The sequence below is a fragment of the Pseudomonas psychrophila HA-4 genome (assembly GCF_000282975.1).
GTDB lineage: Bacteria > Pseudomonadota > Gammaproteobacteria > Pseudomonadales > Pseudomonadaceae > Aquipseudomonas > Aquipseudomonas psychrophila_A.
This window is the reverse complement of record NZ_ALJC01000075.1, coordinates 319,667-344,370: the sequence shown is the minus strand read 5'-3', so window position 1 is coordinate 344,370 and position 24,704 is coordinate 319,667. Positions and strand designations below refer to the sequence as shown.

At 53.9% G+C, this 24,704-nt stretch carries 28 protein-coding genes and 2 pseudogenes; 16 read left to right on the top strand and 14 right to left on the bottom strand.

Annotation, left to right across the window (positions count from 1 at the left end; translation table 11 throughout):
- Positions 1–666, top strand: a 666-nt coding sequence (locus B347_RS24880; RefSeq protein ID WP_019409725.1) for a GGDEF domain-containing protein, incomplete at its 5' end; no start/stop codon positions are given.
- A gap of 997 nt (positions 667–1,663) precedes the next feature.
- On the opposite strand, the gene B347_RS0110750 is transcribed toward B347_RS24880, so the two are convergent.
- Positions 1,664–2,581, bottom strand: a complete 918-nt coding sequence (locus B347_RS0110750; protein WP_019409724.1) for a LysR family transcriptional regulator — start codon at positions 2,579–2,581, stop codon at positions 1,664–1,666.
- Positions 2,582–2,713: 132 nt separating this feature from the next.
- Here B347_RS0110750 and B347_RS0110745 point away from each other — a divergent pair, with 132 nt between their 5' ends.
- The 7 genes from B347_RS0110745 to B347_RS0110720 all read left to right on the top strand — a co-directional run bounded on the left by B347_RS0110745 (position 2,714) and on the right by B347_RS0110720 (position 7,829).
- The gene (locus B347_RS0110745) at positions 2,714–2,989 is read left to right on the top strand and encodes a DUF2798 domain-containing protein (protein WP_026014112.1); all 276 of its coding nucleotides are present in this window, start codon (positions 2,714–2,716) and stop codon (positions 2,987–2,989) included.
- A gap of 312 nt (positions 2,990–3,301) precedes the next feature.
- Entirely contained in the window at positions 3,302–3,655 is a 354-nt protein-coding gene (locus B347_RS0110740) for a hypothetical protein (RefSeq protein WP_019409722.1), read from the top strand.
- Positions 3,656–3,840: 185 nt separating this feature from the next.
- Positions 3,841–4,878, top strand: coding sequence for a zinc-dependent alcohol dehydrogenase family protein (locus tag B347_RS0110735; RefSeq protein WP_019409721.1), 1,038 nt, complete (start codon positions 3,841–3,843; stop codon positions 4,876–4,878).
- Positions 4,879–5,163: 285 nt separating this feature from the next.
- Positions 5,164–5,478 (top strand): acid-activated periplasmic chaperone HdeA, encoded by a 315-nt coding sequence (gene hdeA, locus B347_RS0110730; protein ID WP_019409720.1) that lies wholly within the window; start codon positions 5,164–5,166, stop codon positions 5,476–5,478.
- Positions 5,479–5,673: 195 nt separating this feature from the next.
- Complete coding sequence (locus B347_RS0110725; RefSeq protein ID WP_019409719.1) at positions 5,674–6,186, top strand: hypothetical protein; 513 nt, start codon at positions 5,674–5,676, stop codon at positions 6,184–6,186.
- A gap of 105 nt (positions 6,187–6,291) precedes the next feature.
- Positions 6,292–6,663 carry a hypothetical protein gene (locus B347_RS26565; protein WP_157786884.1) on the top strand — a complete coding sequence of 124 codons (372 nt, stop codon included), beginning with the start codon at positions 6,292–6,294 and terminating at the stop codon, positions 6,661–6,663.
- Between the two features lie 17 nt (positions 6,664–6,680).
- Positions 6,681–7,829 (top strand): PQQ-dependent sugar dehydrogenase, encoded by a 1,149-nt coding sequence (locus B347_RS0110720; protein WP_019409718.1) that lies wholly within the window; start codon positions 6,681–6,683, stop codon positions 7,827–7,829.
- Positions 7,830–7,883: 54 nt separating this feature from the next.
- On the opposite strand, the gene eco is transcribed toward B347_RS0110720, so the two are convergent.
- Positions 7,884–8,366 (bottom strand): serine protease inhibitor ecotin, encoded by a 483-nt coding sequence (eco, locus tag B347_RS0110715; RefSeq protein WP_019409717.1) that lies wholly within the window; start codon positions 8,364–8,366, stop codon positions 7,884–7,886.
- Positions 8,367–8,602: 236 nt separating this feature from the next.
- Here eco and pgm point away from each other — a divergent pair, with 236 nt between their 5' ends.
- Entirely contained in the window at positions 8,603–10,243 is a 1,641-nt protein-coding gene (gene pgm, locus B347_RS0110710) for a phosphoglucomutase (alpha-D-glucose-1,6-bisphosphate-dependent) (RefSeq protein ID WP_019409716.1), read from the top strand.
- A 67-nt stretch (positions 10,244–10,310) separates the two neighbouring features.
- Here pgm and B347_RS0110705 read toward each other — a convergent pair whose 3' ends face one another.
- From B347_RS0110705 to B347_RS0110695, 3 genes are all read right to left on the bottom strand, one after another.
- Positions 10,311–10,793 (bottom strand): YbaK/EbsC family protein, encoded by a 483-nt coding sequence (locus tag B347_RS0110705; RefSeq protein WP_019409715.1) that lies wholly within the window; start codon positions 10,791–10,793, stop codon positions 10,311–10,313.
- A gap of 81 nt (positions 10,794–10,874) precedes the next feature.
- Positions 10,875–11,885 carry a zinc-dependent alcohol dehydrogenase family protein gene (locus B347_RS0110700; RefSeq protein ID WP_019409714.1) on the bottom strand — a complete coding sequence of 337 codons (1,011 nt, stop codon included), beginning with the start codon at positions 11,883–11,885 and terminating at the stop codon, positions 10,875–10,877.
- A 53-nt stretch (positions 11,886–11,938) separates the two neighbouring features.
- A complete protein-coding gene (locus B347_RS0110695; RefSeq protein ID WP_019409713.1) occupies positions 11,939–12,235 on the bottom strand; it encodes an ArsR/SmtB family transcription factor in 297 nt (98 codons plus the stop codon).
- A gap of 207 nt (positions 12,236–12,442) precedes the next feature.
- Between B347_RS0110695 and hemB the strand changes: the two genes are divergently transcribed.
- Positions 12,443–13,417, top strand: a complete 975-nt coding sequence (gene hemB / locus B347_RS0110690) for a porphobilinogen synthase (RefSeq protein ID WP_019409712.1) — start codon at positions 12,443–12,445, stop codon at positions 13,415–13,417.
- An 87-nt stretch (positions 13,418–13,504) separates the two neighbouring features.
- Positions 13,505–14,280, top strand: a pseudogene (gene surE, locus B347_RS25440) (5'/3'-nucleotidase SurE).
- On the opposite strand, the gene B347_RS0110680 reads toward surE, so the two are convergent.
- The gene (locus tag B347_RS0110680) at positions 14,277–15,212 is read right to left on the bottom strand and encodes a LysR family transcriptional regulator (RefSeq protein ID WP_019409711.1); all 936 of its coding nucleotides are present in this window, start codon (positions 15,210–15,212) and stop codon (positions 14,277–14,279) included. The pseudogene surE and the gene B347_RS0110680 sit on opposite strands and share 4 nt — an antisense overlap.
- 321 nt (positions 15,213–15,533) lie before the next feature.
- Here B347_RS0110680 and B347_RS0110670 point away from each other — a divergent pair, with 321 nt between their 5' ends.
- The gene (locus B347_RS0110670) at positions 15,534–16,826 is read left to right on the top strand and encodes a Wzz/FepE/Etk N-terminal domain-containing protein (RefSeq protein WP_019409709.1); all 1,293 of its coding nucleotides are present in this window, start codon (positions 15,534–15,536) and stop codon (positions 16,824–16,826) included.
- Here B347_RS0110670 and modC read toward each other — a convergent pair.
- The 6 genes from modC to B347_RS0110640 form a co-directional block, all read right to left on the bottom strand.
- Positions 16,818–17,906: a molybdenum ABC transporter ATP-binding protein gene (gene modC, locus B347_RS0110665; protein WP_019409708.1), complete on the bottom strand. Its 1,089-nt coding sequence runs from the start codon at positions 17,904–17,906 to the stop codon at positions 16,818–16,820. The genes B347_RS0110670 and modC overlap by 9 nt on opposite strands.
- 2 nt (positions 17,907–17,908) lie before the next feature.
- Entirely contained in the window at positions 17,909–18,589 is a 681-nt protein-coding gene (gene modB / locus B347_RS0110660; protein ID WP_019409707.1) for a molybdate ABC transporter permease subunit, read from the bottom strand.
- Positions 18,590–19,357, bottom strand: coding sequence for a molybdate ABC transporter substrate-binding protein (gene modA / locus B347_RS0110655; protein ID WP_019409706.1), 768 nt, complete (start codon positions 19,355–19,357; stop codon positions 18,590–18,592). It abuts the gene before it with no gap.
- 110 nt (positions 19,358–19,467) lie between these two features.
- On the bottom strand, positions 19,468–20,124 hold the full coding sequence (alkB, locus tag B347_RS0110650; RefSeq protein ID WP_019409705.1) for a DNA oxidative demethylase AlkB: 657 nt from the start codon (positions 20,122–20,124) through the stop codon (positions 19,468–19,470).
- Positions 20,125–20,130: 6 nt separating this feature from the next.
- Positions 20,131–20,307: a hypothetical protein gene (locus B347_RS26685; RefSeq protein WP_019409704.1), complete on the bottom strand. Its 177-nt coding sequence runs from the start codon at positions 20,305–20,307 to the stop codon at positions 20,131–20,133.
- Between the two features lie 36 nt (positions 20,308–20,343).
- Complete coding sequence (locus B347_RS0110640) at positions 20,344–20,646, bottom strand: DUF1883 domain-containing protein (protein WP_016780934.1); 303 nt, start codon at positions 20,644–20,646, stop codon at positions 20,344–20,346.
- Positions 20,647–20,836: 190 nt separating this feature from the next.
- Here B347_RS0110640 and B347_RS0110635 point away from each other — a divergent pair, with 190 nt between their 5' ends.
- Together B347_RS0110635 and B347_RS26435 are read left to right on the top strand one after the other, a co-directional pair.
- Complete coding sequence (locus tag B347_RS0110635; protein WP_019409703.1) at positions 20,837–21,190, top strand: hypothetical protein; 354 nt, start codon at positions 20,837–20,839, stop codon at positions 21,188–21,190.
- A gap of 115 nt (positions 21,191–21,305) precedes the next feature.
- A pseudogene (locus B347_RS26435) lies at positions 21,306–21,461 on the top strand (c-type cytochrome); the annotation flags it as partial.
- Between the two features lie 125 nt (positions 21,462–21,586).
- Here B347_RS26435 and B347_RS0110625 read toward each other — a convergent pair.
- Entirely contained in the window at positions 21,587–21,868 is a 282-nt protein-coding gene (locus tag B347_RS0110625; RefSeq protein ID WP_019409701.1) for a hypothetical protein, read from the bottom strand.
- A gap of 26 nt (positions 21,869–21,894) precedes the next feature.
- Complete coding sequence (locus tag B347_RS0110620) at positions 21,895–22,083, bottom strand: hypothetical protein (RefSeq protein WP_019409700.1); 189 nt, start codon at positions 22,081–22,083, stop codon at positions 21,895–21,897.
- A gap of 284 nt (positions 22,084–22,367) precedes the next feature.
- Here B347_RS0110620 and galU point away from each other — a divergent pair, with 284 nt between their 5' ends.
- Positions 22,368–23,207, top strand: coding sequence for a UTP--glucose-1-phosphate uridylyltransferase GalU (gene galU / locus B347_RS0110615; protein WP_019409699.1), 840 nt, complete (start codon positions 22,368–22,370; stop codon positions 23,205–23,207).
- 135 nt (positions 23,208–23,342) lie between these two features.
- Positions 23,343–24,701 (top strand): glutathione-disulfide reductase, encoded by a 1,359-nt coding sequence (gorA, locus tag B347_RS0110610; RefSeq protein WP_019409698.1) that lies wholly within the window; start codon positions 23,343–23,345, stop codon positions 24,699–24,701.
- The last annotated feature ends 3 nt before the right edge of the window (positions 24,702–24,704 follow it).

Sequence of the window (24,704 nt, the reverse complement as noted above, 5' to 3'; positions counted from 1 at the left end):
TTTAACAGGGAGTTGGTGTCCGGTTTTGTAGGGGCAAGTCCAGGTCCCAAGGAACCGATCTGGTTTGAAGGGCGCATCCAGGCCTTGGGTTTTCTGGTGAACGATGAGGAAGTAGTGCTCTGGGTCGCGAGTAATATTTCAGCCCGACACCACCTGGAAGTAAAACTGAGGGAGCTAAGTGATACCGATCAGCTAACCGGCCTTTATAACCGAAGAAAACTTGAGCACGACCTGGCGCTTCACTACGAATCATTAGCGCGGTTTTACATACCGACTTCTATCTGTATGTTTGATCTGGATAACCTCAAGCAAATCAACGACACAAAGGGGCATCACGTAGGGGATGAGATGATCCAAGCTGTCGCCAATATTTGTCGTTCTTCGCTGCGCATAAGTGATACCGCATGCCGCGTCGGGGGGGATGAGTTTGTGGTTGCTCTGCCCAATACTGCGCATGAGCAGGCTCTGCAGTTCGCCAAGCGTATGCATGATCGTTTTAATCAAGAGCTCTGCCAGTTTTCACTGGAAGGTACCGCCATCACTGCGAGCATTGGTGTAACAACAATGATGCTGGAAGACCAATCCTATGAGGATGCACTCAAACGGGCCGATCTTGCCCTGTATAAGGCTAAACACTTGGGCAAGAACAGAATTGTTTCGACCTGACGCGTTGAGCGTTAGCGTGTTTTGAACTGGGCTATTTTTTTGTGACGTTTTCAATGTATAGGGCTGAGACTTTAATGCGCTATTGACGACTACTGTTGGGGCAAGAGTCGTTTTTGGATAGTTATATTTCTTGATTTCGGTCTCATGCGGCTGACTCGACGTGCCGTCCTTAGAGCAACTAATAAGTGTGTGCTTACTAAAAGTTATAAAACAAAAAAGGTAGGTGTTTAGCCAGTGAGAGGGTGGGTCGCCTCCAACTCGCTCTCGGCCAGGTTCAACGCGTTATTGCGTTGCGGTTTGTGTTTGCGCCTTTAGCGTTGTGCTGTTAAATAATTGTTCAGAAAGTGTGCATGTGTTGGCGTGTGCTCTTTATTAGGGCAGTGCACTAACTAGTGTCCTTGATAGTGTTTTCAACCAAGAAGCGTCGAGCGTTAAAACGTAGATTTTTCACCGGTAAGCTGCAGGAACGGGCTAGGCACGGCCATGGGGCGGCATATTCTTTAATGGTGCCGATAGACGTGTGTCTATGCCTTTACATGGGGGGGATGGCCGGTTTTATTAGCGTTTAGCGACGGATACGGATTTTCTGCCAACTAATGTTGCTGTGAAATGTTCCGGTATCGCCTCTCAAAACAAACCGTGTCGCTCTGTAAAAGGCGGTAAATCTAGAACATTGTAAGCCGCGGATTTTGCGGTAGGCCCATACCCAACCGCGTTTAGGTTTGTTTTGCATTCTATCCGTCTCACAAGGGGATTGTCGTCTGTTCTTATGCTAGCGCCGGAAGATTACACTTACTAGTGTGTATCTAAACAAACTTGATCTATTTTTTCTGAGGGGATGTGAGTGCTGTGTTATATATTGTCTGGCTTTTTATGTGGCAACTAGTTTGGGCTGTTAGTTGCACTTATCTTAAATGCTATTAGTCGTAACCAATATGTGAGATTTCAGCGGGTTAAGGCGTAACTGAACTGAGCGTTAAGGTGGCGTCAAAATAGGTTAGCCAGGCCAGCGCAGGTTCAGGTGCTCGGTCAGGTAGTTGATGAATGCGTTCACTTTTGGGGTCATGGCTGCGCGGTCTTGAACGCAGACATAGATGTCTAGAGGCTCAGCCCCGGATTCTGTTGGCGCATGGCTGTGCAGCAGAGGGATCAGTTGGCCGGATTCAATGTACGGCGCTGCGATGTATTCAGCCAAGCGTGCAATGCCTGCACCGTGTGCAGCCATCTGTGCGAGCGCATCAATGTCGTCGCTGATAGCCGTTATGTTGAGTGCCGCGTAATAGTGTTGTCCATTGTTGAAAAAGCCCCAGCGAAGAAAGCGCCCGTCCAGTGGGTAGCGAAATCCTAGGCAGGCGTGTTGTTGCAGTTCTTCGGGTGCGGTTGGCCAGCCTGCGCGTTCGAGGTAAGCGGGGGAGGCGCAGACGATAAACGGTACTGATGCAATTTTGCGCGCAATAATGCCGTCTTCCAGTTGTGACTTGATGCGCAGGCTCAGGTCTAAGCCGTCCTGAATGTGATTGATTTTATTGTCGGTGGTGCTGAGTTCGAGAGTCAGGCGTGGGTAGCGTGTCGCGAAGCCTGCAATGAGAGGGGCCAGAACGTGCCGGCCAAAAGCTGAAGTCGATGCAATGCACAGTCGCCCTTGAAACTCGGCATCGGTGTGGCTAATGGCTCTGTGCGCTGACGCCAAGTCCGAAGTGATGCGCTGCACTTTTGCGTAATACACCGCCCCGTTTTCGGTGAGCGCCATACTTCGGGTGGTTCGTTGCAACAAGCGCGTGCCCAGGTGTGCTTCTAGGCGATGGAGGGTCTGGCTGACGGCAGCGGCACTGATGCCCAGGTTTTTCGCTGCGCCTGCGATAGAGCCAGCTTCAACCACTTTGATAAAACTGGTAATTGCCGCGAACAGATCCATGTGTTGATCCCGAAATGCAGGTATTCGTAAGATCTGCTTTATAAACAAACTTGAAACGGCCGTCTAGTTGAGTGTTTTGGTTCTTGTTACTGTGGGACTTCCCCGAAAAACAAAGACCTAGAAAGGCCCGAGATGGACTCTAAAAACACGTCAAACACTCTGTTTTCTAACCGGCCAAGGCTTAGTGCTCGCACATCCCCGTATGTGTTTGCGTTTTACATGTCCGCGATCATGGCCTTTTTGATGTCGCTGGTCATTACGGCCGCCAACACCGGAATTGATGCGGATTACCTAAGTAATACGTTGAATGCCTATCGACTGGCGATGCCTGTCGCATTTGTCTGCGTCCTTGTGGTGCGCCCCATCGTCGTCAGGCTCGTAGCCATGACGGTTCATCCGCATCCTTAACGTGCGGCGTGGTTGGACCAAGGGGAGTCAGGGACTCCGAAGGCAAGCACGCAACTGGCACGCTTATTTGGAGCCTGTTTGTTCGCGGGCGGGTTTAAATCAATCGTTTCAGGTTGCATTGCAACTCTTTACCCTCGGGGAAGGTCCGATAGAAGCGACCCATATGAGTGGTTTCTCGCCAGAACTGCTGCCGGCGGCAAGAGAAATAGTTGCGTTGTAGTGCAAGAGGGCGTCGGCTCAGTGATTGTTCTGGCTCGAGGCACAGAGATTTATTGGTAATAACGCGGCTTACAGCCGTTTCAAGGAGTGAATATGCCGTTTAAGGCAAAGCAACACGTTGGGCTATTTAGTCTGCTTGTAGCCGCTGCTGTTTTGGCAGGTTGCGCGCACAACACGCAATTCAGTGGCCAGTCAGTGACGGACCCCTTACTGCGCAAGGATGTTTACGCCACGGTTGAGAATCTGTTCTCGGCAATGACGCAATGCCGCTCAATCAGCGAGGTTAACTCCCGTATTGAAAGCATTGATCAGTCACCTGCAGGCGCTGTACAGAAAGCCACTGAGACGTGGCAAGTGTCCGGTTGCGGGAACACCAAGTCTTACAAGGTGGTGATGAAGGCCGATGCCAAGGGAGAGACTGACTTCTCAGTTTCGCCACAAAGCTAAACCCCCTAGTTGCTGTTGATTCAATAACGCCCTGTTGCCTGTCGGTTACAGGGCGTTTTTTGATCTGCAACAAGAGTGCTCAGGTAAAAGGCTGCTTAACTGCTTCAAGTAATTTGAGGGCTGCTGGTCGCGGAGTACTGATTGGCAGCCGCTGCTTATTCTTGAACTCTCAAAGGAAGGCTGTCATGAAAGCGCTTACCTATCAGGGCCCCGGTAAAAAAGACTGGGCCGAGATTCCAAAGCCCGTTATCGATAAACCGACTGACGCCATTATCCGTATTTTGCACACCACTATTTGCGGCACTGATCTGCATATTCTTAAGGGCGATGTGCCTGAGGTCACGGCGGGTAGGGTTTTAGGGCATGAAGGTGTTGGGGTCGTGGAGGAGGTGGGCTCTGCGGTTCGCAACTTTAAACCGGGCGACCATGTGCTGATTTCTTGCATCACCTCGTGCGGCAGTTGTGCCAATTGTCGCCGTCAAATGTATTCACACTGCGCCGACGGCGGCTGGATTTTGGGGCATCTGATCGACGGCACCCAAGCCCAATACGTACGCATTCCTCACGCGGACAACAGCTTGTACCCGGTCCCTGCGGGTGCTGATGAAGAAGCGCTGGTTATGTTGAGCGATATTTTGCCAACCGGTTTTGAGATTGGCGTTCTCGCTGGCAAGGTCAAACCGGGCGACAGTGTGGTGATTGTGGGGGCGGGGCCGGTAGGCATGGCTGCTTTATTGACAGCACAGTTTTACTCGCCAGCCATCCTCATCGTGGTGGACGGTGACGCCAACCGGCTTGAAGTGGCTAAGCGCTTTGGGGCCACGCATGTCGTCGATATCAATACAGAGAGTGCCGTAGAGCGGATTTTCGAGTTGACTGACGGGGTGGGCGTCGATGTGGCTATTGAGGCGGTGGGCATTCCCGCCTCCTTTGATACGTGCCAGTCGGTGATTGCTCCAGGCGGCAATATTGCCAACGTCGGTGTGCATGGCAAAAGCGTTGAACTGCACCTTGAAAAACTATGGATCCAGAACGTCAATATCTCGACAGGTCTGGTCAATACCAACACCACACCCATGCTGTTGAAGACACTGCAGTCGGGCAGGATTGATGCGGGGCAACTGATCACGCATCGCTTTGAGTTGAACGACATTCTCAAGGCGTACGAAGTCTTTGGTAATGCGGCCAAGGAAAAAGCCATGAAGGTGATTCTGACTCAATAACTCTTCAGGTTTGCGCCTTCATTAGTGCTTGGTTTTGATAGTGAAGGTGTGAGCCTGAAGCGTTTTGTTCGCCGTTTAATTGTTAAAGCGGGTGATGTGTTAGTTGCCAGCGTACGTGTGCATAGCCATTTCAATGGATTGCATTGTCGACGTTCCAAGGCTTTGATTTGCTTAGTCTTTGGCGGCCTTAATGGTCTGCGGTTTGACAGATCCGGTATCGCTATCTATGGTTTTCGGCGGCAGAACACACGTAACTTTCATCGTTGAAAATAGGGAAATGTTCATATGAAAAAGCACATTCTGATAATTGGCGCAGCAGGTTTGTTGGCGATGTCGACGCTGGCTCAGGCAGATACCAAGAAACCAGTATCGCAGTGGACTTGCGAAGATTTTCTATCCGTCGATGAAAGCTTTCGACCTACCGCTGTTGGCGTGGGCGAAGCCGTCAATAAAAGCGGCAAGGTAGAAGATGCTGTGCTGGACGTTGATGGCGTGGCCAAAATCACCCCGCTGGTGGTGACTGCTTGCGAGAAAGATAAGAGCACAGGCTTTGTGCAAAAGCTGAAAGACGAGTGGAGCAAGGTCAAAAAAGACGTGTGACATCCTCTCAGCCTGTACTTGCCTCAAGTACAGGCTCCTCCCTCTGTCGGCCTGATCGCTCGCTCGAGCAAAAACATCGGCACCTTTCTTGAATTTCCTGCGCTGCTCGCCCTCTACATAAAGACCTGCCCGCATTGTGCGGCCGGGTGACGTAGTAAACTGCCTTCGTTTTATCTCTTTTTGTTGGGGAATTTTATGTTAATCAGGTCATTGGCAGAGCTTGATCGCATTCGTGACGAATGTAAGTCCATGGTCACCAAACGCTCGGCCGTTTCGGCTGGGGCTGCGGCTATCCCGTTGCCAGGCCTTGATCTGGGCACTGACGTGGCGCTGCTCGTAGAGATGCTGCCCGCGATCAACAGCAAATTCGGTCTGACCCCGCACCAAATCGAGCAGATGGACTCGCGCTCAAAGCGCTTGATTGTGGTGGCGGTCAGTAGCATCGGCAGTGAGGTGATCGGCAAGTTCATCAGCCGGACGCTTGTCATGTCCTTAGTGAAAAAAATGGGCACCAAAGTGGCGACCAAGTCAGTGGTCCGCTTCGTCCCGTTTGTGGGGCAGGCTGTGGCTGCGACCATCAGCTTTGGGGTGATGAGAATGGTCGGTAACGGGCATATCGAGGACTGTTATCAGGTGTGCCGCCAAGCTTTGCTGGAGGAGGCCAGGCAGTCGACCGTGATAGTCATCGGACCTGAAACCGACGCTTAGTACTCATTAATCTCCCCGCTTATTGTGTGCTCGCTGAATTAAAAACGAACCGGATTGGCAAACTGCACTCCAAGCGTTACAGGTTTTATGAAAATGGAGCATGTGATGATCCGCTCGAAATTCAGTGTTTTAGGGGGGTTAGTGCTGTCTGGCTTGGCCGCTCACGCAGCGGCCCAAGCGCAACCAGACGCTTTCACAGGCGAGCATGACCGCTTACCGGCCACAGCATTGCTCGCGCAGAACTCGCTAACGCCCAGCGCAACGCCAAACGACAATGCCATTCGGCGCATAAACCCCAGCAGTCGTCAGGGCACCGGCCCGGATCCGGCCACAATGCCTGGATTACCTACCGAGCCACGTGCGGCCAGGCCTTCTATCGAAAATGGGCAAATCGGTAATGGTTACCCACGAAATCCGCCGATTCCCAAAACCCTTCAGCCCACTGCACCCTCGCTACAGCCTAGGGATCAGCGTTAATCGAAAAGGACAATCGGATGTTGAAAAAAACGCTTCTGGCCACGTTACTGGCGTCTTCATGTTTAACGCTCACGGCTCACGCCCAGACAGGGGCTGAGCAGTCATTCAAATCGGACCTCGGAACCGTTACCGCCACCAGGGTGGCTCAAGGACTTGATCATCCTTGGGCATTGGCTTTTTTGCCTGACAACCAGGGCATATTGATCACTGAGCGCCCCGGCAACCTGCGCTGGGTGAGCCCGCAAGGCAAAGTGTCTGCGCCTTTGTCGGGTGTGCCTCAGGTCTGGGCGCAAGGTCAAGGTGGTTTGCTGGATGTGGTCTTGTCCCCGGACTTTGCTGAAGACCGGATGGTGTATGTGTCATTTGCCGAAGGCGGTAAAGAGGGTAAGGCCGGAACGGCCGTTGGCCGGGGGCGTTTATCTGCCGACTTGAGCAAACTGAACGACTTTGAAGTGATCTTCCGCCAAGAACCCAAACTCTCGACCGGCAACCATTTTGGCTCTCGTTTGGTATTTGATCGCGATGGTTACCTGTTTATCGTCTTGGGTGAAAACAACCAGCGGGCGACCTCCCAAGACCTCGACAAACTGCAGGGCAAAGTGGTGCGGATTTACCCGGACGGGCGTGTTCCGGATGACAACCCTTTTGTCGGTCAGGCAAATGTGAGGCCTGAGATTTGGTCGTATGGTCATCGCAATCAGCAGGGTGCGGCCTTGAATCCTTGGACTGGCACGCTCTGGACGCATGAGCATGGACCCAAGGGCGGCGATGAAATCAACCTGATCGAGCGCGGCAAAAACTACGGCTGGCCGCTTGCCACTCATGGCATTGATTATTCCTCAGCGCCTATCCCGGAAGCCAAGGGTAAAGTGGTTGAAGGCACTGTCGGCCCCCATCATGTCTGGGAGAAGTCGCCGGGTATCAGCGGGATGACTTTCTACGATGCAGAGCGTTTCAAACCTTGGCAGCACAGCCTGTTTATCGGTGCCTTGGCTGATAAAGATCTGATTCGGCTACAACTGGATGGGGACAAGGTGGTGCATGAAGAACGCTTATTAGGCGGCTTGAACGCGCGCATTCGCGATGTTCGCCAAAGCCCGGACGGGTATGTGTATGTGCTGACCGATGAAGATAATGGCGAGCTGTATCGTATTGGCTTGCAATAGCGGGTGCTGAAAGCGGCCAGACTGTTGTCTGGCCGCCCACTGTTTTTACACGGGTTATTCGCGAGCGGCCTGTTTGACCTGCTTGGAAGCCGACCAGACCCGATAGCGCACTTCAATGTCCTTAGGCACATAGAGCACTATCGGCAACTTGCTGTTGTAACGCAGCATAAAACCATCACCGACCACCGGTACAAAATCCGGGTGTGGCTTACCATCCGGGCAGGCCATCTTGGTGCTTAAAGGCCCGCTTACTTTATTCAGGCGGTACATCGGGTAGCCCCAGCCCTTGAGGGTTTTTTCTTCTAGCTTGCCGCTCAAACGCTGCTGATTGCAGTCAACCTGGAGCGTTTTGCCCGCAATAATCTGGACCTTGTAGTCGTCTTCATTCTTTTGCGAGGGCAGGTGAATAACCTGGCGGCTGAAACCCGCCTCGGCTTTAGGGTAGGGCGCCACATCTTCCAGTTTGGCGGCGTTGGCCACGCTGCACAGCGTACTCAACGAGAGCGTCAGGGCCGCGCTGATAACGAGTGGTTTCATGCTGCTTCCTTTTCCAGAGCTTAAAAATATGCATCCTTTGAATCTTTGCAGACGCACTAAATTGACGCATTTTTGCCATGGGCGGGAACAGGATGCAAATTCCGCCGTCAGACAAGTTAGAAATTTCTGACACGAATCAATTGATACGTAGTGTCAGGACATTTGCTTCGCGCCAATCTCAAAGTGCCAGTAAACTGCTTTTTTTCCTCCGAATCATTTATTTCCCGAGGTTTTGCATGACACTCAGTCCTCTTGCGGGCAAACCGGCTCCAGCACAATTGCTGGTAGACATTCCGCGACTGGTGACCGCTTATTACACCGGTCAACCCGATGCAGCGGTCACCACTCAGCGTGTCGCCTTTGGTACCTCCGGGCATCGTGGCACTTCGTTTGAGCTGAGTTTCAATGAGTGGCATGTGCTGGCTATTAGTCAGGCCATTTGCCTGTACCGACAGTCCAAGGGTATCAATGGTCCATTGTTTATTGGCATCGATACCCACGCACTGTCGACACCGGCGGGCGCGAGTGCGCTGGAAGTGTTTGCCGCCAATGGCGTGGACACCATGATTGCCGCAAACGACGAATACACCCCGACTCCGGCCGTTTCTCACGCGATTATCTGCTACAACCGTGGCCGCACGTCTGGGCTAGCCGATGGCGTGGTGATTACCCCGTCGCATAACCCGCCGGAAAGCGGTGGCTTTAAGTACAACCCGCCGAATGGTGGCCCGGCAGATACCGATGTCACCAAATGGATCGAAGCCAAGGCTAACGAACTGTTGGCGGCAAAGCTTGCCGGGGTCAAGCGCATAAGCTACGAGCAGGCGTTGAAAGCCAGCACTACGCATCGCCACGACTACCTGAACACTTACGTTGCTGACCTGAAAAACGTGATCGACATGGACACCCTGCGCGGTGCCAACTTGCGCCTGGGTGTTGACCCACTGGGCGGTGCGGGCGTGCGTTACTGGTCTGCGATTGGCGAGCAATACGGCCTGAATCTGGAAGTGGTGAACACCTCGGTCGATCCTACCTTCCGCTTCATGTGCATGGATTGGGATGGACGCATCCGAATGGACCCGTCCTCCAGCTATGCGATGCAAGGGCTTATTGGTCTTAAGGATCGTTTCGACGTGGCGTTTGCCTGCGACCCCGATCACGATCGCCACGGCATTGTGACGCCATCTGGCGGCCTGTTGGCGCCGAACAACTACCTGGCGCTGTCGATCGACTACCTGTTCCAAAATCGTCCGCACTGGCGCGCTGATGCGGCCGTGGGCAAAACTGTGGTCAGCAGTGGTTTGATTGACCGTGTTGCTGCGCGTTTGGGCCGTCGCTTGTACGAAGTGCCGGTGGGTTTCAAATGGTTTGCCGACGGTCTGTTCGACGGTTCACTGGGTTTTGGTGGCGAAGAAAGCGCTGGCGCCTCGTTCCTGCGTCTGGACGGCAGCGTTTGGTCGACTGATAAGGACGGCTTGATCCCGTCGCTGCTGGCCGCAGAAATGACTGCGCGCACAGGCCGTGATCCTTCGCAGCTGTATCAGAGCATGACCGAAGAGCTGGGCCTGCCATTCTCGACCCGCGTTGATGCCAAGGCCACCGCGCAGCAGAAAGCCTTGCTTGGCAAGTTGTCGCCGGAGCAAGTCAAGTCGACGACGCTGGCGGGTGAAGCGATTACCCAAATCCTCAGCCATGCGCCGGGCAATAACCAAGCGATTGGCGGGCTTAAGGTCATGACTGAAAACGGTTGGTTTGCTGCTCGCCCTTCGGGCACCGAAGACATCTACAAAATCTACGCCGAGAGCTTTATCGGCGACGAGCACCTCGGCCGTCTGGTTGAAGAAGCTCAAGTGTTGGTCGATAAAGCCATCAGCTAAGGCAGCGCGTTATAAAAGGCTGGCCCCGCAATGGGGCCAGTCTGGCTTTATCCCATTGAGGCTCGCGCTACACCGCGCACGGGGCTTCGATTTCCTGACATGCATCCACCCACTGCGCATTGACCAGTTCTGCCATGCGTATCGGACAAATGCGTACCGCGGTGTGAGTGTCGCCCGCGGCGGGCATCACTTGCGTAAAGGCTTGCAGGGAAATATCGCAATACACCGGCAGGTCAGTGGCCAAACCAAAGGGGCAGACACCCCCGACCGGGTGGCTGGTCAGGGCGACTACAGTCTCGGCATCGAGCATCTTGGCTTTGCTGCCTAGCGCGTTTTTAATCTTCTTGTTATCAATGCGCGCATCGCCGCGCGCCACCAGCAGCACATTGCGCTCACCGACTCGAAAGGCCAGGGTTTTGGCGATTTGACCGGGCTCAACCCCATGCGCTTCAGCCGCCAAGGCAACGGTAGCGGTGCTGGTAGTCAATTCGATGATGTGCAAATCAGGGGCGTTGGCGTTGAAGAATGCGCGTACCGACTCAAGGCTCATTGGATTCTGCTCGCTGGGCAAAACCTTGAATTTAGTAAAGCTGACGGCGCACTGTCAATGCGCCATCGGTTGGGGACAGGTTTAGATGTCCAGTACGATCTTGCCGAAATGCTGATTGGTTTCTTGGTATTGGAAAGCCGCAACCATCTCGGTCAGCGGGAAGTGACGATCAATGACCGGGCGCATGCCAGTGGCATTGATGGCACGCACCATGTCTTGTTGCTGGGTGCGGCTGCCGACCAATACGCCTTGCAGGCGTACTTGCTTGATCAATGCAGGGACGAAGTTCATTTCGCCCGCCACGCCGCTCAAAATGCCAATGATCGAAATATGCCCGGCTACGCGCACGGCAATCATCGACTGTTCGAGCGTCGAAGGGCCGCCGACTTCAATCACATGGTCCACTCCACGGCCGCCCGTCAATGCGCGCGCAGTCTCGCCCCAGTTCGTGTCTTTGCGGTAGTTGATCACCTGATCAGCGCCCAGCGCTTTCAGACGCTCGAGTTTTTCGTCGCTGGAGGAGGTGGCGATGACCGTTGCACCGGCCATTTTGGCGAACTGCAACGCGAAAATCGACACACCGCCAGTGCCTTGAACCAGAACAGTATCACCCGGCTTGAGCGCGTCATCGGACATCAGCGCACGCCAGGCGGTCAGGCCGGCCGTGGTCAGCGTAGCGGCTTCAGCGTGGCTGTAACCGGTTGGCGATAAAGTGAAAGACGTGGCCTTAGCAGTTACGTGCTCACGGGCGTAGCCGTCAATGCCGTCGCCCGGAACGGTGCCAAAACCTTCGACCAACGGAGTGCCATCGATCCACTCCGGGAAGAAGGTGCTGACCACCGAATCACCGACCTTGAATTCGCTGACCTCGGCGCCCACTGCAATCACTTCACCCGCGCCGTCGGCCATGGGAATACGCTGCTCAGTCGGGCCCCACATGCCGCTCACGACAGCAAAGTCATGGTAATTAAGCGAGTTGGCGTGTAGGCGCACAGTGATCTCGCCACTCGCCGGGGCACGTACGTCGCTGTTACCAACCAGAACATTGTTATAGCCGCCGCCGGGCTGGACGAAGATGGTTTTAGTGCTCATGGGATCCCTCATATTTTTACATTGCGCGAAATAACGAAATGATTGATTAAAAATTACAACTCGATTTTCAGCCTAGCGGCAAAGTCAGCGATCGCCTGTTCATTACGTCGGTAGTACGTCCACTTACCGATGCGCGTCGTCATCACGAAGCCAGCACGTTGCAAAATGGCCAGGTGTGCAGACGCGGTAGAAGGGGATAGCCCGGCTTTGTGCTGCAAATGGGTCACGCACACGCCAATCGCTGGATCACCGTGATCCTGAGGCGGGAAATGAGTGAGCGGGTCTTTGAGCCACTCCATCATTTGCATGCGAGTGTCATTACCCAGTGCTTTGAGCTGTTCAAGAATCATGGGCGGCGATATTACGCTTTTTAACGAAATGATCAACGTGCGATGCGACTGGATTCTTTGTCGCTGCTGCCCGCGACAACCCGCCGCAGGCGGGCCGCAAGTTTTGCAATTGTAGGATCAATCCTGTATTTGTGGCGCCATTGAGCCTGGGTCAAGGCTCGTCTGCTTATGCCGTTCGTTTTATGAACCTGCCCATCAGGAACCATGATGCCTAACCAGTTCCCCTCCGTTCGTCCCCGCCGTCTGCGCCGTACCCAAACATTGCGCGACATGTTCCAGGAAACCGAATTCAGCCTGAATGACCTGGTATTGCCGATTTTCGTTGAAGAAGAAATTGACGATTTTGTGCCTATTACCAGCATGCCGGGTGTGATGCGAATTCCTGAGTCGAAGCTGGCTGGCGAAATTGAGCGTTATGCCCGCGCCGGCATCAAATCGGTCATGGCGTTCGGTGTGTCGCATCATCTGGACGCGACCGGTAGCGACTCATGGCGTGAAGACGGGTTGGTGTCGCGCATGGCCCGCATCTGCAAAGATACTGCCCCAGAAATGATCGTGATGAGCGACACCTGTTTCTGTGAATACACCTCTCACGGCCATTGCGGCGTGATGCATGACCATGGCGTGGACAATGACGCAACCCTGATCAACCTGGGCAAGCAAGCAGTGGCTGCGGCGGCGGCGGGCGCGGATTTCATTTCGCCATCAGCGGCCATGGACGGTCAGGTGCAAGCGATCCGCAGCGCCCTGGACGCCGCCGGGTTTATCGACACCTCGATCATGGCGTACTCCACCAAGTTTGCTTCGGCGCTCTACGGACCGTTTCGCGAAGCGGGCGGCAGCGCACTCAAAGGTGATCGCAAGTCGTACCAAATGAACCCGATGAATCGCCGCGAAGCCATCCGCGAGTCGTTGCTCGACGAGCAGGAAGGTGCTGACGTGCTGATGGTCAAGCCCGCTGGCGCGTATCTAGACATCATTCGTGATGTGCGCGAAGCCTCGCGCTTGCCATTGGCGGCGTATCAGGTGAGCGGTGAGTACGCGATGATTAAGTTCGGCGCATTGGCCGGGGCCATCGACGAGGGCCGTGTGGTACGAGAAAGCCTGGGTTCGATCAAGCGCGCTGGCGCTGACATGATCCTGACGTATTTTGCGATGGACCTTGCCCTGCAAGGGATTTGAAATCAGCAGCACGCGTCTAACCGTTTAGCAGTATCCATGGCGCTGCGGTGTGAGTCGTAGCGCAATCCCTAAACAAGGAGATTAGGCATGCACGGCGCTCGACTCGAACGTATTTTGATCACCAATGACGATGGCATTGATGCGCCAGGCCTCGAAGCGCTTGAGGCCGTGGCGCGTGAACTGGCGGACGAAGTCTGGGTGGTTGCACCCGATCATGACCAGAGCGGGATTTCCACGGCCATCAGCATTCATCACCCATTGCGGGTCACGGCGCGCGGCGCGCGGCGCTTTTCAGTCTCCGGAACACCGGCCGATTGTGTCGCTGTTGCCTTACGCCAACTGATGGATGCACCGCCACAATTGTTGCTGTCGGGCATAAACAAAGGCGCCAATCTGGGGGTTGAAACACTGTTCTCCGGAACCGTGGGGGCCGCAATGACCGGCCTGTTGATGGGGATTCCGTCAATCGCCCTCAGCCAGTTTTTTACCCGCCAGACTCCGTGCGCTGGGACACGGCGCGTACGCTGGCACCCGGCGTTATTCGTCAGTTGCTGGGCAAAGGCTGGGAGCAATCGGCCTGCCTGAACATCAATTTTCCAGACGTGCCGGCAGCCGATGCTGGGCCCTTGCAAATAACACGTCAGGGTATTGGTCGTATGGACGGGGTGAATGTACATGAGCGCGAGGACTATCGAGAGGCCTACTACTATTGGCTCAGCATCACTCGCCATGGCCATCCCGAAGCCCAGGACACTGAAACCCAGGTGGTCACCCAAGGCGGTATTTCAGTGACACCCTTGGAGTTTGATCGCACCGCATTGAGCGTGCGCGAGCAGTTGCAACAGGCCATTGCGCCTGACTAGGCCCAGTGCGCCGGGTCATCTGCAATGGCCTGGTGCTCTTCTAGCATTAGCGGGATTTCGGTTTTCAGGAATTCGACCCAGGTTCTGACCTTGGCATCCAGAAAGCGGCGTGAAGGGTAGAGCGCATAGATGCTTTTTTCATGCAGGCGGTGATGCGGCAACAGGCGCACGAGCGCGCCGCTCAAATAAGATCCCATGGCCACATAATCAGGCATTAGGCACACGCCAAGCCCCGACTCTGCTGCTTTGGCCATGGCCTCGGCAACATTGACGCGAAATACCTCGCCCGGACGAATCGATTGCTCGCCTTGTTCGTTGCGAAACGTCCAACTGTCCGTGAATAACGGGTCAACTAGATGCAGGCAGCGGTGCGCGTTTAGCTCTTCTGGTGTGAGCGGTATTCCGTGCTTTTTCAGATACGAAGGGGCTGCACTGATCACGCTGTAAATACTGCCCAGTTGCTGGCCTACCAACTCAGAGTCGGGGAGTTGGGCAGACAGTGTTATCACCACATCATGGCCTTCTTCCAGTAAATCGGGCTGGCGCTGAGACAGGGTCAAGTCGACGTTCACTTGAGGGTACAGGTCCGAGTACTTGGCTATCAGGGGTGCCAACAACTGAATACCGATACCCGTAGTGGATTGCACCCGCAAATGACCGCGTGGAATTAGGTGTGCGCCACCGGCTTCAGCGTTGGCGTCATCGACTTCTCCCAGAATCAGGCGGCAACGCTCCAGATAACGCATGCCGACTTCGGTCAGTGCCAAACGGCGTGTGCTGCGTTGCAACAACCGCGCTTGCAGTGAAGATTCCAATTCAGACAGTAAGCGCGAGGTTTGGGCAGTGGAGTATCCCAGCGCTTGGGCGGCTGCGGTAAAACTACCCGTTTCGACCACACGCACGAAAACCCGCATTGCCTGGAAAATGTCCATGCTTGTTATGACTCCACACGTCAGCGTGTTGTTTTGTGAGGGCGATGATTACACAGACCGTAGAAACGCCATGATTATTCTTTTACTTTTTGTATTGATATTCATGGAAAACAACAGGTTGAAGCTGTTTTAGGGCCAAATCAGCGTTACACATTGATCAAGATGCCTTGATTTTGTCATCGTATGTGCTTGATTCTTAAGTGCCGGGATCTTTTCCTACATTAATCTGTCAAAAATCTACCCTAAGTTGGTCAGTGTATTAACCTCAAGCAGTGTCAGAGGGCAATTGGCCAGATGTTCAACTTATAAGGCGTCTATTTTTTGAAAAGCAGTGAACATCCACAGTCCAGTCCTGCCAGCCCGGAAATTGATCTGGTAGATCTGTTTCACTCACTTTGGCAACAAAAAAAGCTAATTCTCGGAACCTCGGCGGTCGTAGGCGCCATTGCCTTGGGCTACGTGTTGATTAAGCAACCCACTTACCAAGCCAGCACGGTATTGCGCCCTGCGGAAATTAACGAGTTGGATGCACTGAATCGCTCCGAGGTTTACAAGCTGCCGCCAGCAGAAGCTTTGCTGAAAGTGGGTGCAGCGCTCGATTCTTATGGGATTCGACTCGATTTCTTTCGCAGCCATCAGGAGTTGTTTAAGCCGCTGGAAAGAAGTGGTCTGTCACCAGAGCAAAGCTTTGAGTTGTTTAACCGCGACTCGATCAACTTGACTCAAATCGACCTCAAACAACCGGATGCTTTAAGCCCGTCTCTCAGGTTAGAACTGACCTACCCGGGCTCAGTCAACGGGGTCGAGATCATCAATGGTTTTGTTGATTATGTGATCAATAACCAGCGCGCACAGATCAGCTCTGACCTCAAGACCATCATTAATAATCGTCAGAAGGAGCTCAAACAAAAAATCAATGCTGCGCGGTTAGGGTATCAGTCAGACAAAGAGGCCAAAATCGCCACGCTGGTGGAAGCTGACGCTTTGCAGCGCGTTAATTTGACGGATGAGTTACAGGCGTTGCGCCTGCAACTTAAAGCCGCACGAGAGGCGCGTATTGATGAGCTTAACGAAGCGATCACTATTGCCAGTTCATTGGGTATCACCCGTCCGACAACACCTTCTGCGATGGGAGATGATCGTTCAGGGTCTAACCGTGTCATCCGCACCGAAATAACCTCGCAAGATACGCCGTTGTACTTTTTGGGTACTCAGGCCCTTCAAGCTGAGCGTGCGGTGCTGTTAGCGCGAACGTCTGACGACTTTACCGATAAAAGGGTTCAGACGATCAACAAAAAGCTCAAATTGCTTGAGGTCAATCGCCAGGTTGAAATGCTGGGCAAGCGCGCTAACGAAGACGTTTATCTCAAGAACATCGAGCCTTTGCGTGCGGAAATAGTGCGCCTGGACAATTTGAACACCGACATGAGTCAACTCGGCTTGGTCAGTATTGATCGCAAGGCCCAGACCCCAATCAGCCCAATCAAGCCTAAAAAGACCCTGACTGTGGTGCTGGGCCTGTTCTTGGGCGGTTTGCTGGGGCTGAGCATTGCCACCGTGCGTTACTTTAATAGTCGACGCCGTGAAATCACTCAGGCCAAGCGCTCAAGCTAAAACAGCGACTGATTTGATCTGCAGCCAAATGGTTTGTCCGGGCTGCAGGTCTAGCTGGTCACGTGAGTAGCGGGTGATACGGGCCAGTAAGGCTGTGCCGGCGATGTCGAGGCGAACCAGCACATGGGCTTGATTATCTGCCGCTGTTTCACCGATCACAGTGGCCTGTAGGCTGTTGAGGATGCTGCTGTGCTCATTGCGGTTGAGGCTTAGGCTGATGTCGCGGGCCTGTACTTTCACGCGCAAGGTCTTACCGATTGCCAACGGAGCATGGGCAACCCTTATGCGTTGAGCGCTGTGCGGCAGTTGCAGGGTCAACAAGTGGTAACGCGCATCGTAGTCACAGACCTCGCCCTGTATCACCACGCCCGCGTCGTCACCTTGCGACAATGGTAAGTCCAACCTAGCCAGGGTTTCGCCGATGGGGCCGCTCGCCAGCACCTTCCCCTCGCTCAGCAACACAATATGGTCTGCCAGCCGCGCCACTTCATCTTGTGAATGGCTGACATACAACACCGGAATATCCAGTTCTGCGTGCAGTCGCTCTAGATACGGCAGGATTTCAGCCTTGCGCTGACTGTCCAGCGCGGCCAATGGTTCGTCCATCAGCAATAGTTTTGGGCTGGTCAGCAAGGCGCGGGCGATACCGACCCGCTGGCGTTCACCGCCTGACAAATGATTAGGCGCGCGTTCCAGCAGATGAGTAATGCCAAGCAAGTCCGCGGCGTGCGCGAGCTCAACACGTCGCTGTTCACGCAGGATACGTCGCAGTCCGAACTCAAGGTTTGCGCGCACCGATAAATGAGGGAACAGGCTCGCCTCTTGGAAGATGTAACCCAATGAGCGTTTATGAACCGGGACAAACAGATTGCTTTGGCTGTCTTGCCAGACTTCGTCATTGATCTGTACGAATGCTTGATTCGCGCGCTCCAGGCCGGCAATGCAGCGCAAACAGGTGGTTTTGCCCGATCCAGAATGGCCAAACAGCGCTGTCACGCCTTTGCCAGGCAACTGCACGTCCAGGTCCAGTGAAAAACCGGAATAACTGAGCTGCAGCCGAACATTGATCTGCGCACTCATCTTCAACTCCATGTGCTTTGAGATTTACGGCTTGAGTACAGTGCCAACAGCACCAGAAATGAAAACACCACCATTGCGCCTGCCAGCCAATGTGCTTGCGCGTATTCGAGTGCTTCAACGTGATCGTATATTTGCACCGATACCACGCGTGTTTTTTCCGGAATGTTGCCGCCGATCATCAGCACTACCCCAAACTCTCCGACGGTATGGGCAAAACCCAGAATCGCAGCGGTGATGAAGCCAGGGCGTGCCAGCGGTAGGACCACGGTAAAAAAACAGTCCCAGGGGTTGGCCCGTAACGTGGCCGCGACTTCAAGGGGTCTTGGGCCTATGGCAGTGAATGCGTTTTGCAAAGGCTGTACGACAAAAGGCATTGAATAAATCACCGAGCCGATCACCAGCCCGGCAAAGCTGAAGGTCAGCGTACCTAAGCCCATAGCTTGGGTCAGTTGGCCGACATAACCATGTGGCCCCATCGCCAGCAGCAGATAAAAGCCAATCACCGTAGGGGGCAACACCAGTGGCAGCGCCACGATGGCCCCGATGGGACCGCGCAACCGCGAACGGGTATGCGCGAGCCACAGGGCAATCGGAGTGCCGATCACCAACAAAATAACCGTTGTCAGCGATGCCAGTTTGAAGGTCAGCCAGATGGCGGCAAAGTCAGCACTCGAGAGCGGCATTTACAGCTGATAACCGTACGATTTGATGATTGCAGCGGCCTTCGGGCCTTTGAGGTATTCGACCAGCGCCTTGGCAGCAGGGTTGTTCTCGCCTTTTTTGAGAATCACCGCATCTTGCTTGATCGGATCGTGCATGGCCTCTGGGACGATCCAGGCGGAGCCGCTGGTGAGTTTGCCGTCTTTGTAGATTTGCGACAGGGCCACAAAGCCCAGTTCGGCGTTACCTGTAGAGACAAACTGGTAGGCCTGAGTAATGTTCTGACCCTCAACGATCTTGTCTTTGACCTTGTCGGTCAACCCCAGCTTTGCCAGTACTTGGGTGGCTGCTAGGCCATACGGTGCAGCTTTGGGGTTGGCGATGGACAGGTGCTTGAACTGGTTTTCCTTCAGAACCTTATCAGTATCGTTGATGTAGCCATCGTTGGCCGACCACAACGCCAGGGTGCCGATGGCGTAGGTGAAGCGAGAACCAGGGACAATGTCGCCTTCTTTTTCGAGCTTTTCGGGCGTGGTGTCATCAGCGGCTAAAAAAACTTCAAACGGAGCGCCGTTTTTAATCTGGGTGTAAAACTGGCCAGTGGCGCCGTACGCGGCGATCAGCTTGTGGCCGGTGTCTTTTTCAAAGTCGCTGGCGATCGCCTGAATAGGCGCTGTGAAGTTGGCTGCGACAGCCACTTGCACGTCATCAGCCTGAGCCGCAGTAAAAGCAAAGCATCCGACCAGTGCTGCGAGCGCGGAAGGGGCAAAGTGTCGAGCGCGAAGATTCATGGCGTAACTCCATTTCCATTAGAAGCGAGGGCTGCCCGTCTTTATTGATTAACTGTTGGCCGGGCGCTAGGAAGATAGTCGGTATATAAAAAAATATACAGCCCTTTACCTCAACCTGCTTTGCGCAAGGTGATGTTGATCCGTTGCTCGCCCAGTACAGGGTGTTGCCCCGGTTTTATAGGGAGCACGCCATGGAAGCGTAGGCGGTCAAGGCCGCCCCAGACCACGACATCGCCATGAAACAGGGAAATACGTTGTGCCGGGTCACTGCGCTCAAAGCCGCCAAACTGGAAAATGGCGGGTAGCCCAAGCGAAATTGAGACGATAGGGGCATCGTAGTCGCGTTCGTTTTTATCTTGATGCAACGACATTTTTGCGCCGGGCGCATAGGTATTGATCAGTCCTGCATCCGGCACGAACCCCTTGAAGCCGGCAGCACTGGCGGCCGCTTCGGCTACTGCCAGAAAAGCGGCCGGCATGCGAGGCCAGGGCGCGGCGCTCAATGGATCAATGGCGCTGTAACGGTAACCGTTGCTGTCAGAGGTCCAACCCAAATCACCGCAACTGCTTAAACGCGCCGACATGGTAAAGCCGCCGGGTGTCTGCATGTGTCGAAAGGGTGACTGGATCAAAAGGGTGTTTAAGGCAGTTAACAGGGCCTCAGCCCAAGGCAGGGCAAACCCGCGAAGCACGAACGTCTGGGTGCAGATACGTTCTACCCGGGCGGGTTGTTGCAGGTCTTCTTCGCCAAACAGATCGAGCGTCATGGAGGCTTAAAGCGCTTTACTGACCTTGATGTCGGTGATGACATCACGCTCATCATGAAGCTTGGCAAGCGCCGCTCGCGCTTCCTCTACGGAGTCGGTTTGCAGTTGGGCAAACTCAAAGCGCCGTACGCCGTCGAGCTTGTAATTGATGACGTATTTAGTGGTATTGCATGTAGTGTCCACAATAATTCCTGTCTGTGAGAGTCGCAGGCGTCCGGCTTAGCGCAGTTTGGAGCTTGAACGACGCACGATCTTGATGGTCGGTTTGAAGGACGGCTTGCGGGTCACGCTGATGGCGCGCGTGGTCACGGTATCGATAGTGATATTCCAGAAACCGGTGCTTGGCGCAGTAATGCGGGCTGGGAAGTCTTTGAATGCGCCACCGTGGTAGGAGTGACGGCCGCCATTTTTGAAGCTGCGAAAGTGTGCATCGCTCATCAGGCGGATGTTGCAGGGCTGGGAGCATTCGATCACGACAATGTCGTCTTCGTTCAGGTGCTCGCGCTGGTGGATAAACTTCATGGGTGCTCCAAAAGGGGGGCTTTTGCTAAAAAATCAGCAAGATAGCATGTGCTTGGCCGGCTATTATGCCGTCATGCAGGTGAGTCTGACGTAAAAGGCAGATAATTCGCCACTATTGAATATTTATTCCCTCTGATCGGGGAGAAATCTTGGAGATCTACTGTCGTAGGATCTTTAGCGGAGGAATTGTATGAAGTGGGGCGTTTTGGTGGCGATGCTGGTTTTGGGCGGCTGTGCTTCAGTGACAGATATTGAAAAGACTCTGCCGACCCTGAGTGTCATCTCGGGCAAGAAACCTGATGCCTACGCGCAATGCTTGGTGGAACAACTGTCCAAGACTCGAAAAGCGCCACAGATCGAGCCGCATAAAGATGGCTTGAGGATCATCGTTCCGCAAAAGTTGACGTCTAATCCAACGGCGGTCATTGACATTGAAGAGCGCTCTGGTGGCAGCAGCATCAAGGTATTCGAAAGCATGTCCAATGTGCCTGTTCGTCCGGGAGACATTCGCAAGGCCGCAACACACTGTATTTCGGGTGAATAGCGCAACGATTTAGCGTACAGGCGCAAACCTCTGCCAACATCTACCTGCGGGGCGGGGCACAACCGGGAGCACTCGCCTGCGTGGCTTGCCACGGGGCAGCCCGATGATGCAGCAGCTGGGCAAAGCCAACAGTTTGAACGATGGGCAAGATTGGGATGTCGCGGCGTATATCAATACCCATGAGCGGCCTCAGGACTCGCGCCTGACAGAGGGCTCTATTGAGAAAACCCAAGCTAATTTTCATGCCAATGATGGCGTAAATGCGTACTGACAAACCATTGATGGCGTGCTGATTGGGGTCGGGACCCCTTAATAAAGACCTGTGGGGGGCGAGCTTGCCTCGTGATCTTTTATAAAGATCGCGAGGCACGCTCCGGTAGTTGTAAGTCGCCAGTATTACTTGCAGACGACGGTGATGGTCCTGCTGTTGAAATTTCCAACATCCACGCCCAGTGTCTTATCGCGGTCCATTACCGCAGTTGAGCCATTAGAACCTACGATGGAGTAACCCGTTCCGGCACAAGAAGCGTCAGCCTTTTCGTAGCACTTATCCCATGACATGGCTTCGCCAGAACAGTCTATGCTCAGTCCCTGCTGGCCATCAGCCAAATAGGTATTGGACGCTGTGGCACAGCCACCCAGTGCCAGAAGTGCAAGCAAAGCTAGGTATTTGTTCATGCGGGCAGTCTTCGCGAAGTTGAGAATCAGGATTTACTGTTACGACGACGCGCAGGAGGTTCAGGTTGGTCCTGAAAAACCGAAGCGACTTCGATCGCGGCGTGTTCTGAAGTGAAAGAGCCGGCCACTTTTTCTCCTGATGAATCGACAATCCACCATTCGCTAGGGCTGACATTTTTTATCAGATAACCGTTGATACTGTTTTCGGCTGACATCGAAAGTGAAACCTTAGTAATTGAAAAACGGCGGCAATAATAACGTCAATCAAGGTCTTTAGGCTTGTGAAGTGGCAGTTTGCCTTAATCTATTCAGAAGACAGGCAGACGCATTAATAGGTTCATTTGAGTCGTCAGGTAGTTGAAAAATACGTAATTAATGAACTTGTTGGCTAAAAATTTATCTAGGTTGGCATCAGTTTGCTATCTGGGGCATTGTAAGCTCGATGCCGCCTGATTAGACTGCGCCAAAATTCGAACGTACAGCCCTTTTAAGGACTCATATGATCAAGAAATGCTTGTTCCCAGCAGCCGGTTACGGCACTCGCTTTTTGCCAGCGACCAAGGCCATGCCAAAAGAAATGCTGCCGGTGGTGAACAAGCCACTGATCCAGTACGGCGTTGAAGAAGCACTGGATGCTGGCTTGACCGAAATTTCTATTGTTACCGGACGGGGCAAGCGCGCGCTGGAAGACCATTTCGATATCAGCTATGAACTGGAAAACCAGATCAAGGGCACGGACAAGGAAAAATACCTGGTCGGTATTCGTCGCCTGCTGAGCGAGTGCTCGTTCTCCTACACCCGTCAAACCGAAATGAAAGGCTTGGGCCACGCTATTTTGACTGGCCGCCCACTGATCGGCGACGAGCCGTTTGCTGTAGTTCTTGCAGACGACCTGTGCGTCAACCTGGACGGCGACGGTGTGCTAATGCAAATGGTAAAACTGTACAACCAGTACCGTTGCACCATCATCGCGATCCAGGAAGTTGACCCACAAGAAACTAACAAGTACGGCGTAATCGCTGGCGACCTAATTGGTGACGACCTGTACCGCGTGCGCAACATGGTTGAGAAGCCAGCACCGGAAGATGCGCCTTCGAACCTGGCCATCATTGGGCGCTACATCCTGACCCCGGATATTTTCGACCTGATCAAGCAGACCGAACCGGGCAAAGGTGGCGAGATCCAGATCACTGACGCGCTGATGAAGCAAGCTCAGAACGGCTGCGTCATTGCATACAAATTCAAAGGCAAGCGCTTTGACTGCGGCGGTGCTGAAGGCTACATCGAAGCCACTAACTTCTGCTTCGAAAACTTCTACAAAACTGGCAAGGCTTACTAAATAGAGCCAGTTGTTAGAACGCTTAAAGAGAAAGCCACCTTCGGGTGGCTTTTTCGTTTTTTGCCCTCAGCACGTTGTTGGCGCTGGTCAATCGCGCTGGAGCGATTATGCTGTTGGCCTGCCTAGGAGAGAGAAATGGCCTACGAATTTGATTTGTTTGTGATTGGTGCGGGGTCGGGTGGCGTGCGCGCTGCACGCTTTGCTGCGGGCTTTGGTGCCAACGTCGCGGTAGCTGAAAGCCGTTACTTGGGTGGTACCTGCGTCAACGTGGGTTGTGTGCCTAAAAAGCTGTTGGTGTATGGCGCGCACTTTGCCGAAGACTTCGAGCAAGCGTCTGGTTTTGGCTGGAGCCTAGGTGAAGCGAATTTTGACTGGGCGACTCTGATCGCCAACAAGGACCGCGAGATAAATCGCCTGAATGGCATTTACCGCAACCTGCTGGTTAACAGCGGTGTGACGCTCATAGAGGGGCATGCCAAGCTGACCGGGCCCCACGAAGTTGAAATTAATGGTCAGCGTCATACGGCCAAACACATCTTGATTGCCACGGGTGGCTGGCCGCAGATCCCTGAAATCCCTGGCCACGAGCACGCGATCAGTTCCAACGAAGCGTTCTTTCTCAACGAGTTGCCAAAGCGTGTACTGGTAGTCGGTGGGGGTTACATCGCGGTGGAGTTCGCCGGGATTTTCCACGGCCTAGGTGCCCAGACCTCTCTGTTGTATCGCGGTGACATGTTCTTGCGTGGCTTCGATGGTGCGGTGCGCAAGCATCTGCATGAGGAACTGACCAAGCGCGGCATGGACGTGCAGTTCAACGCCGATATTGCGCGCATCGACAAACAAGCAGATGGCAGCTTGAAAGCCACGCTCAAGGACGGTCGCGAGCTGATCGCTGACTGCGTGTTCTACGCCACAGGTCGCCGCCCAATGCTCGACAACTTGGGACTGGAAAATACCGACGTCAAACTCGATAAGCGTGGTTTTGTTGAAGTCGATGATCTGTACCAGAGTGCCGAGCCGTCGATTCTGGCGATTGGCGATGTGATTGGTCGCGTGCAACTGACGCCAGTGGCCCTGGCTGAAGGCATGGCTGTCGCGCGTCGCTTGTTCAAGCCTGAGCACTATCGCCCGGTCGACTACCGCATGATCCCAACAGCCGTATTCAGCTTGCCAAACATCGGTACGGTCGGGTTAAGCGAAGAGCAGGCGATTGAAGACGGGCACACGGTGCAGATTTTCGAAAGCAGCTTCCGTCCCATGAAGCTGACGCTCACGGAGTGTCAGGAACGCACGCTGATGAAGCTGGTGGTCGATGCCGACACCGACAAAGTGCTGGGCTGTCACATGGTCGGTCCAGAGGCGGGAGAAATCGTGCAGGGGCTGGCAATTGCCTTGAAGGCAGGCGCAACCAAACAGCATTTTGACGAAACCATTGGTGTGCACCCAACGGCGGCAGAAGAATTCGTCACCCTGCGTACCCCCGTAAAACGCTAACAA

Coding starts and splice junctions, on each gene's coding strand:
- B347_RS0110620 (WP_019409700.1), bottom strand. CDS start 22,083: ATGTCAGCCGAAAACAGTATCAACGGTTATCTGATAAAAAATGTCAGC.
- B347_RS0110720 (WP_019409718.1), top strand. CDS start 6,681: ATGTTGAAAAAAACGCTTCTGGCCACGTTACTGGCGTCTTCATGTTTA.
- hemB (WP_019409712.1), top strand. CDS start 12,443: ATGCCTAACCAGTTCCCCTCCGTTCGTCCCCGCCGTCTGCGCCGTACC.
- eco (WP_019409717.1), bottom strand. CDS start 8,366: ATGAAACCACTCGTTATCAGCGCGGCCCTGACGCTCTCGTTGAGTACG.
- modC (WP_019409708.1), bottom strand. CDS start 17,906: ATGAGTGCGCAGATCAATGTTCGGCTGCAGCTCAGTTATTCCGGTTTT.
- modB (WP_019409707.1), bottom strand. CDS start 18,589: ATGCCGCTCTCGAGTGCTGACTTTGCCGCCATCTGGCTGACCTTCAAA.
- hdeA (WP_019409720.1), top strand. CDS start 5,164: ATGAAAAAGCACATTCTGATAATTGGCGCAGCAGGTTTGTTGGCGATG.
- B347_RS0110680 (WP_019409711.1), bottom strand. CDS start 15,212: ATGGACATTTTCCAGGCAATGCGGGTTTTCGTGCGTGTGGTCGAAACG.
- pgm (WP_019409716.1), top strand. CDS start 8,603: ATGACACTCAGTCCTCTTGCGGGCAAACCGGCTCCAGCACAATTGCTG.
- B347_RS26565 (WP_157786884.1), top strand. CDS start 6,292: ATGATCCGCTCGAAATTCAGTGTTTTAGGGGGGTTAGTGCTGTCTGGC.
- gorA (WP_019409698.1), top strand. CDS start 23,343: ATGGCCTACGAATTTGATTTGTTTGTGATTGGTGCGGGGTCGGGTGGC.
- B347_RS0110695 (WP_019409713.1), bottom strand. CDS start 12,235: ATGATTCTTGAACAGCTCAAAGCACTGGGTAATGACACTCGCATGCAA.
- B347_RS0110740 (WP_019409722.1), top strand. CDS start 3,302: ATGCCGTTTAAGGCAAAGCAACACGTTGGGCTATTTAGTCTGCTTGTA.
- modA (WP_019409706.1), bottom strand. CDS start 19,357: ATGAATCTTCGCGCTCGACACTTTGCCCCTTCCGCGCTCGCAGCACTG.
- alkB (WP_019409705.1), bottom strand. CDS start 20,124: ATGACGCTCGATCTGTTTGGCGAAGAAGACCTGCAACAACCCGCCCGG.
- B347_RS0110700 (WP_019409714.1), bottom strand. CDS start 11,885: ATGAGCACTAAAACCATCTTCGTCCAGCCCGGCGGCGGCTATAACAAT.
- B347_RS0110735 (WP_019409721.1), top strand. CDS start 3,841: ATGAAAGCGCTTACCTATCAGGGCCCCGGTAAAAAAGACTGGGCCGAG.
- B347_RS0110625 (WP_019409701.1), bottom strand. CDS start 21,868: ATGAACAAATACCTAGCTTTGCTTGCACTTCTGGCACTGGGTGGCTGT.
- B347_RS0110750 (WP_019409724.1), bottom strand. CDS start 2,581: ATGGATCTGTTCGCGGCAATTACCAGTTTTATCAAAGTGGTTGAAGCT.
- B347_RS0110705 (WP_019409715.1), bottom strand. CDS start 10,793: ATGAGCCTTGAGTCGGTACGCGCATTCTTCAACGCCAACGCCCCTGAT.
- B347_RS0110745 (WP_026014112.1), top strand. CDS start 2,714: ATGGACTCTAAAAACACGTCAAACACTCTGTTTTCTAACCGGCCAAGG.
- B347_RS0110640 (WP_016780934.1), bottom strand. CDS start 20,646: ATGAAGTTTATCCACCAGCGCGAGCACCTGAACGAAGACGACATTGTC.
- B347_RS0110635 (WP_019409703.1), top strand. CDS start 20,837: ATGAAGTGGGGCGTTTTGGTGGCGATGCTGGTTTTGGGCGGCTGTGCT.
- B347_RS0110725 (WP_019409719.1), top strand. CDS start 5,674: ATGTTAATCAGGTCATTGGCAGAGCTTGATCGCATTCGTGACGAATGT.
- galU (WP_019409699.1), top strand. CDS start 22,368: ATGATCAAGAAATGCTTGTTCCCAGCAGCCGGTTACGGCACTCGCTTT.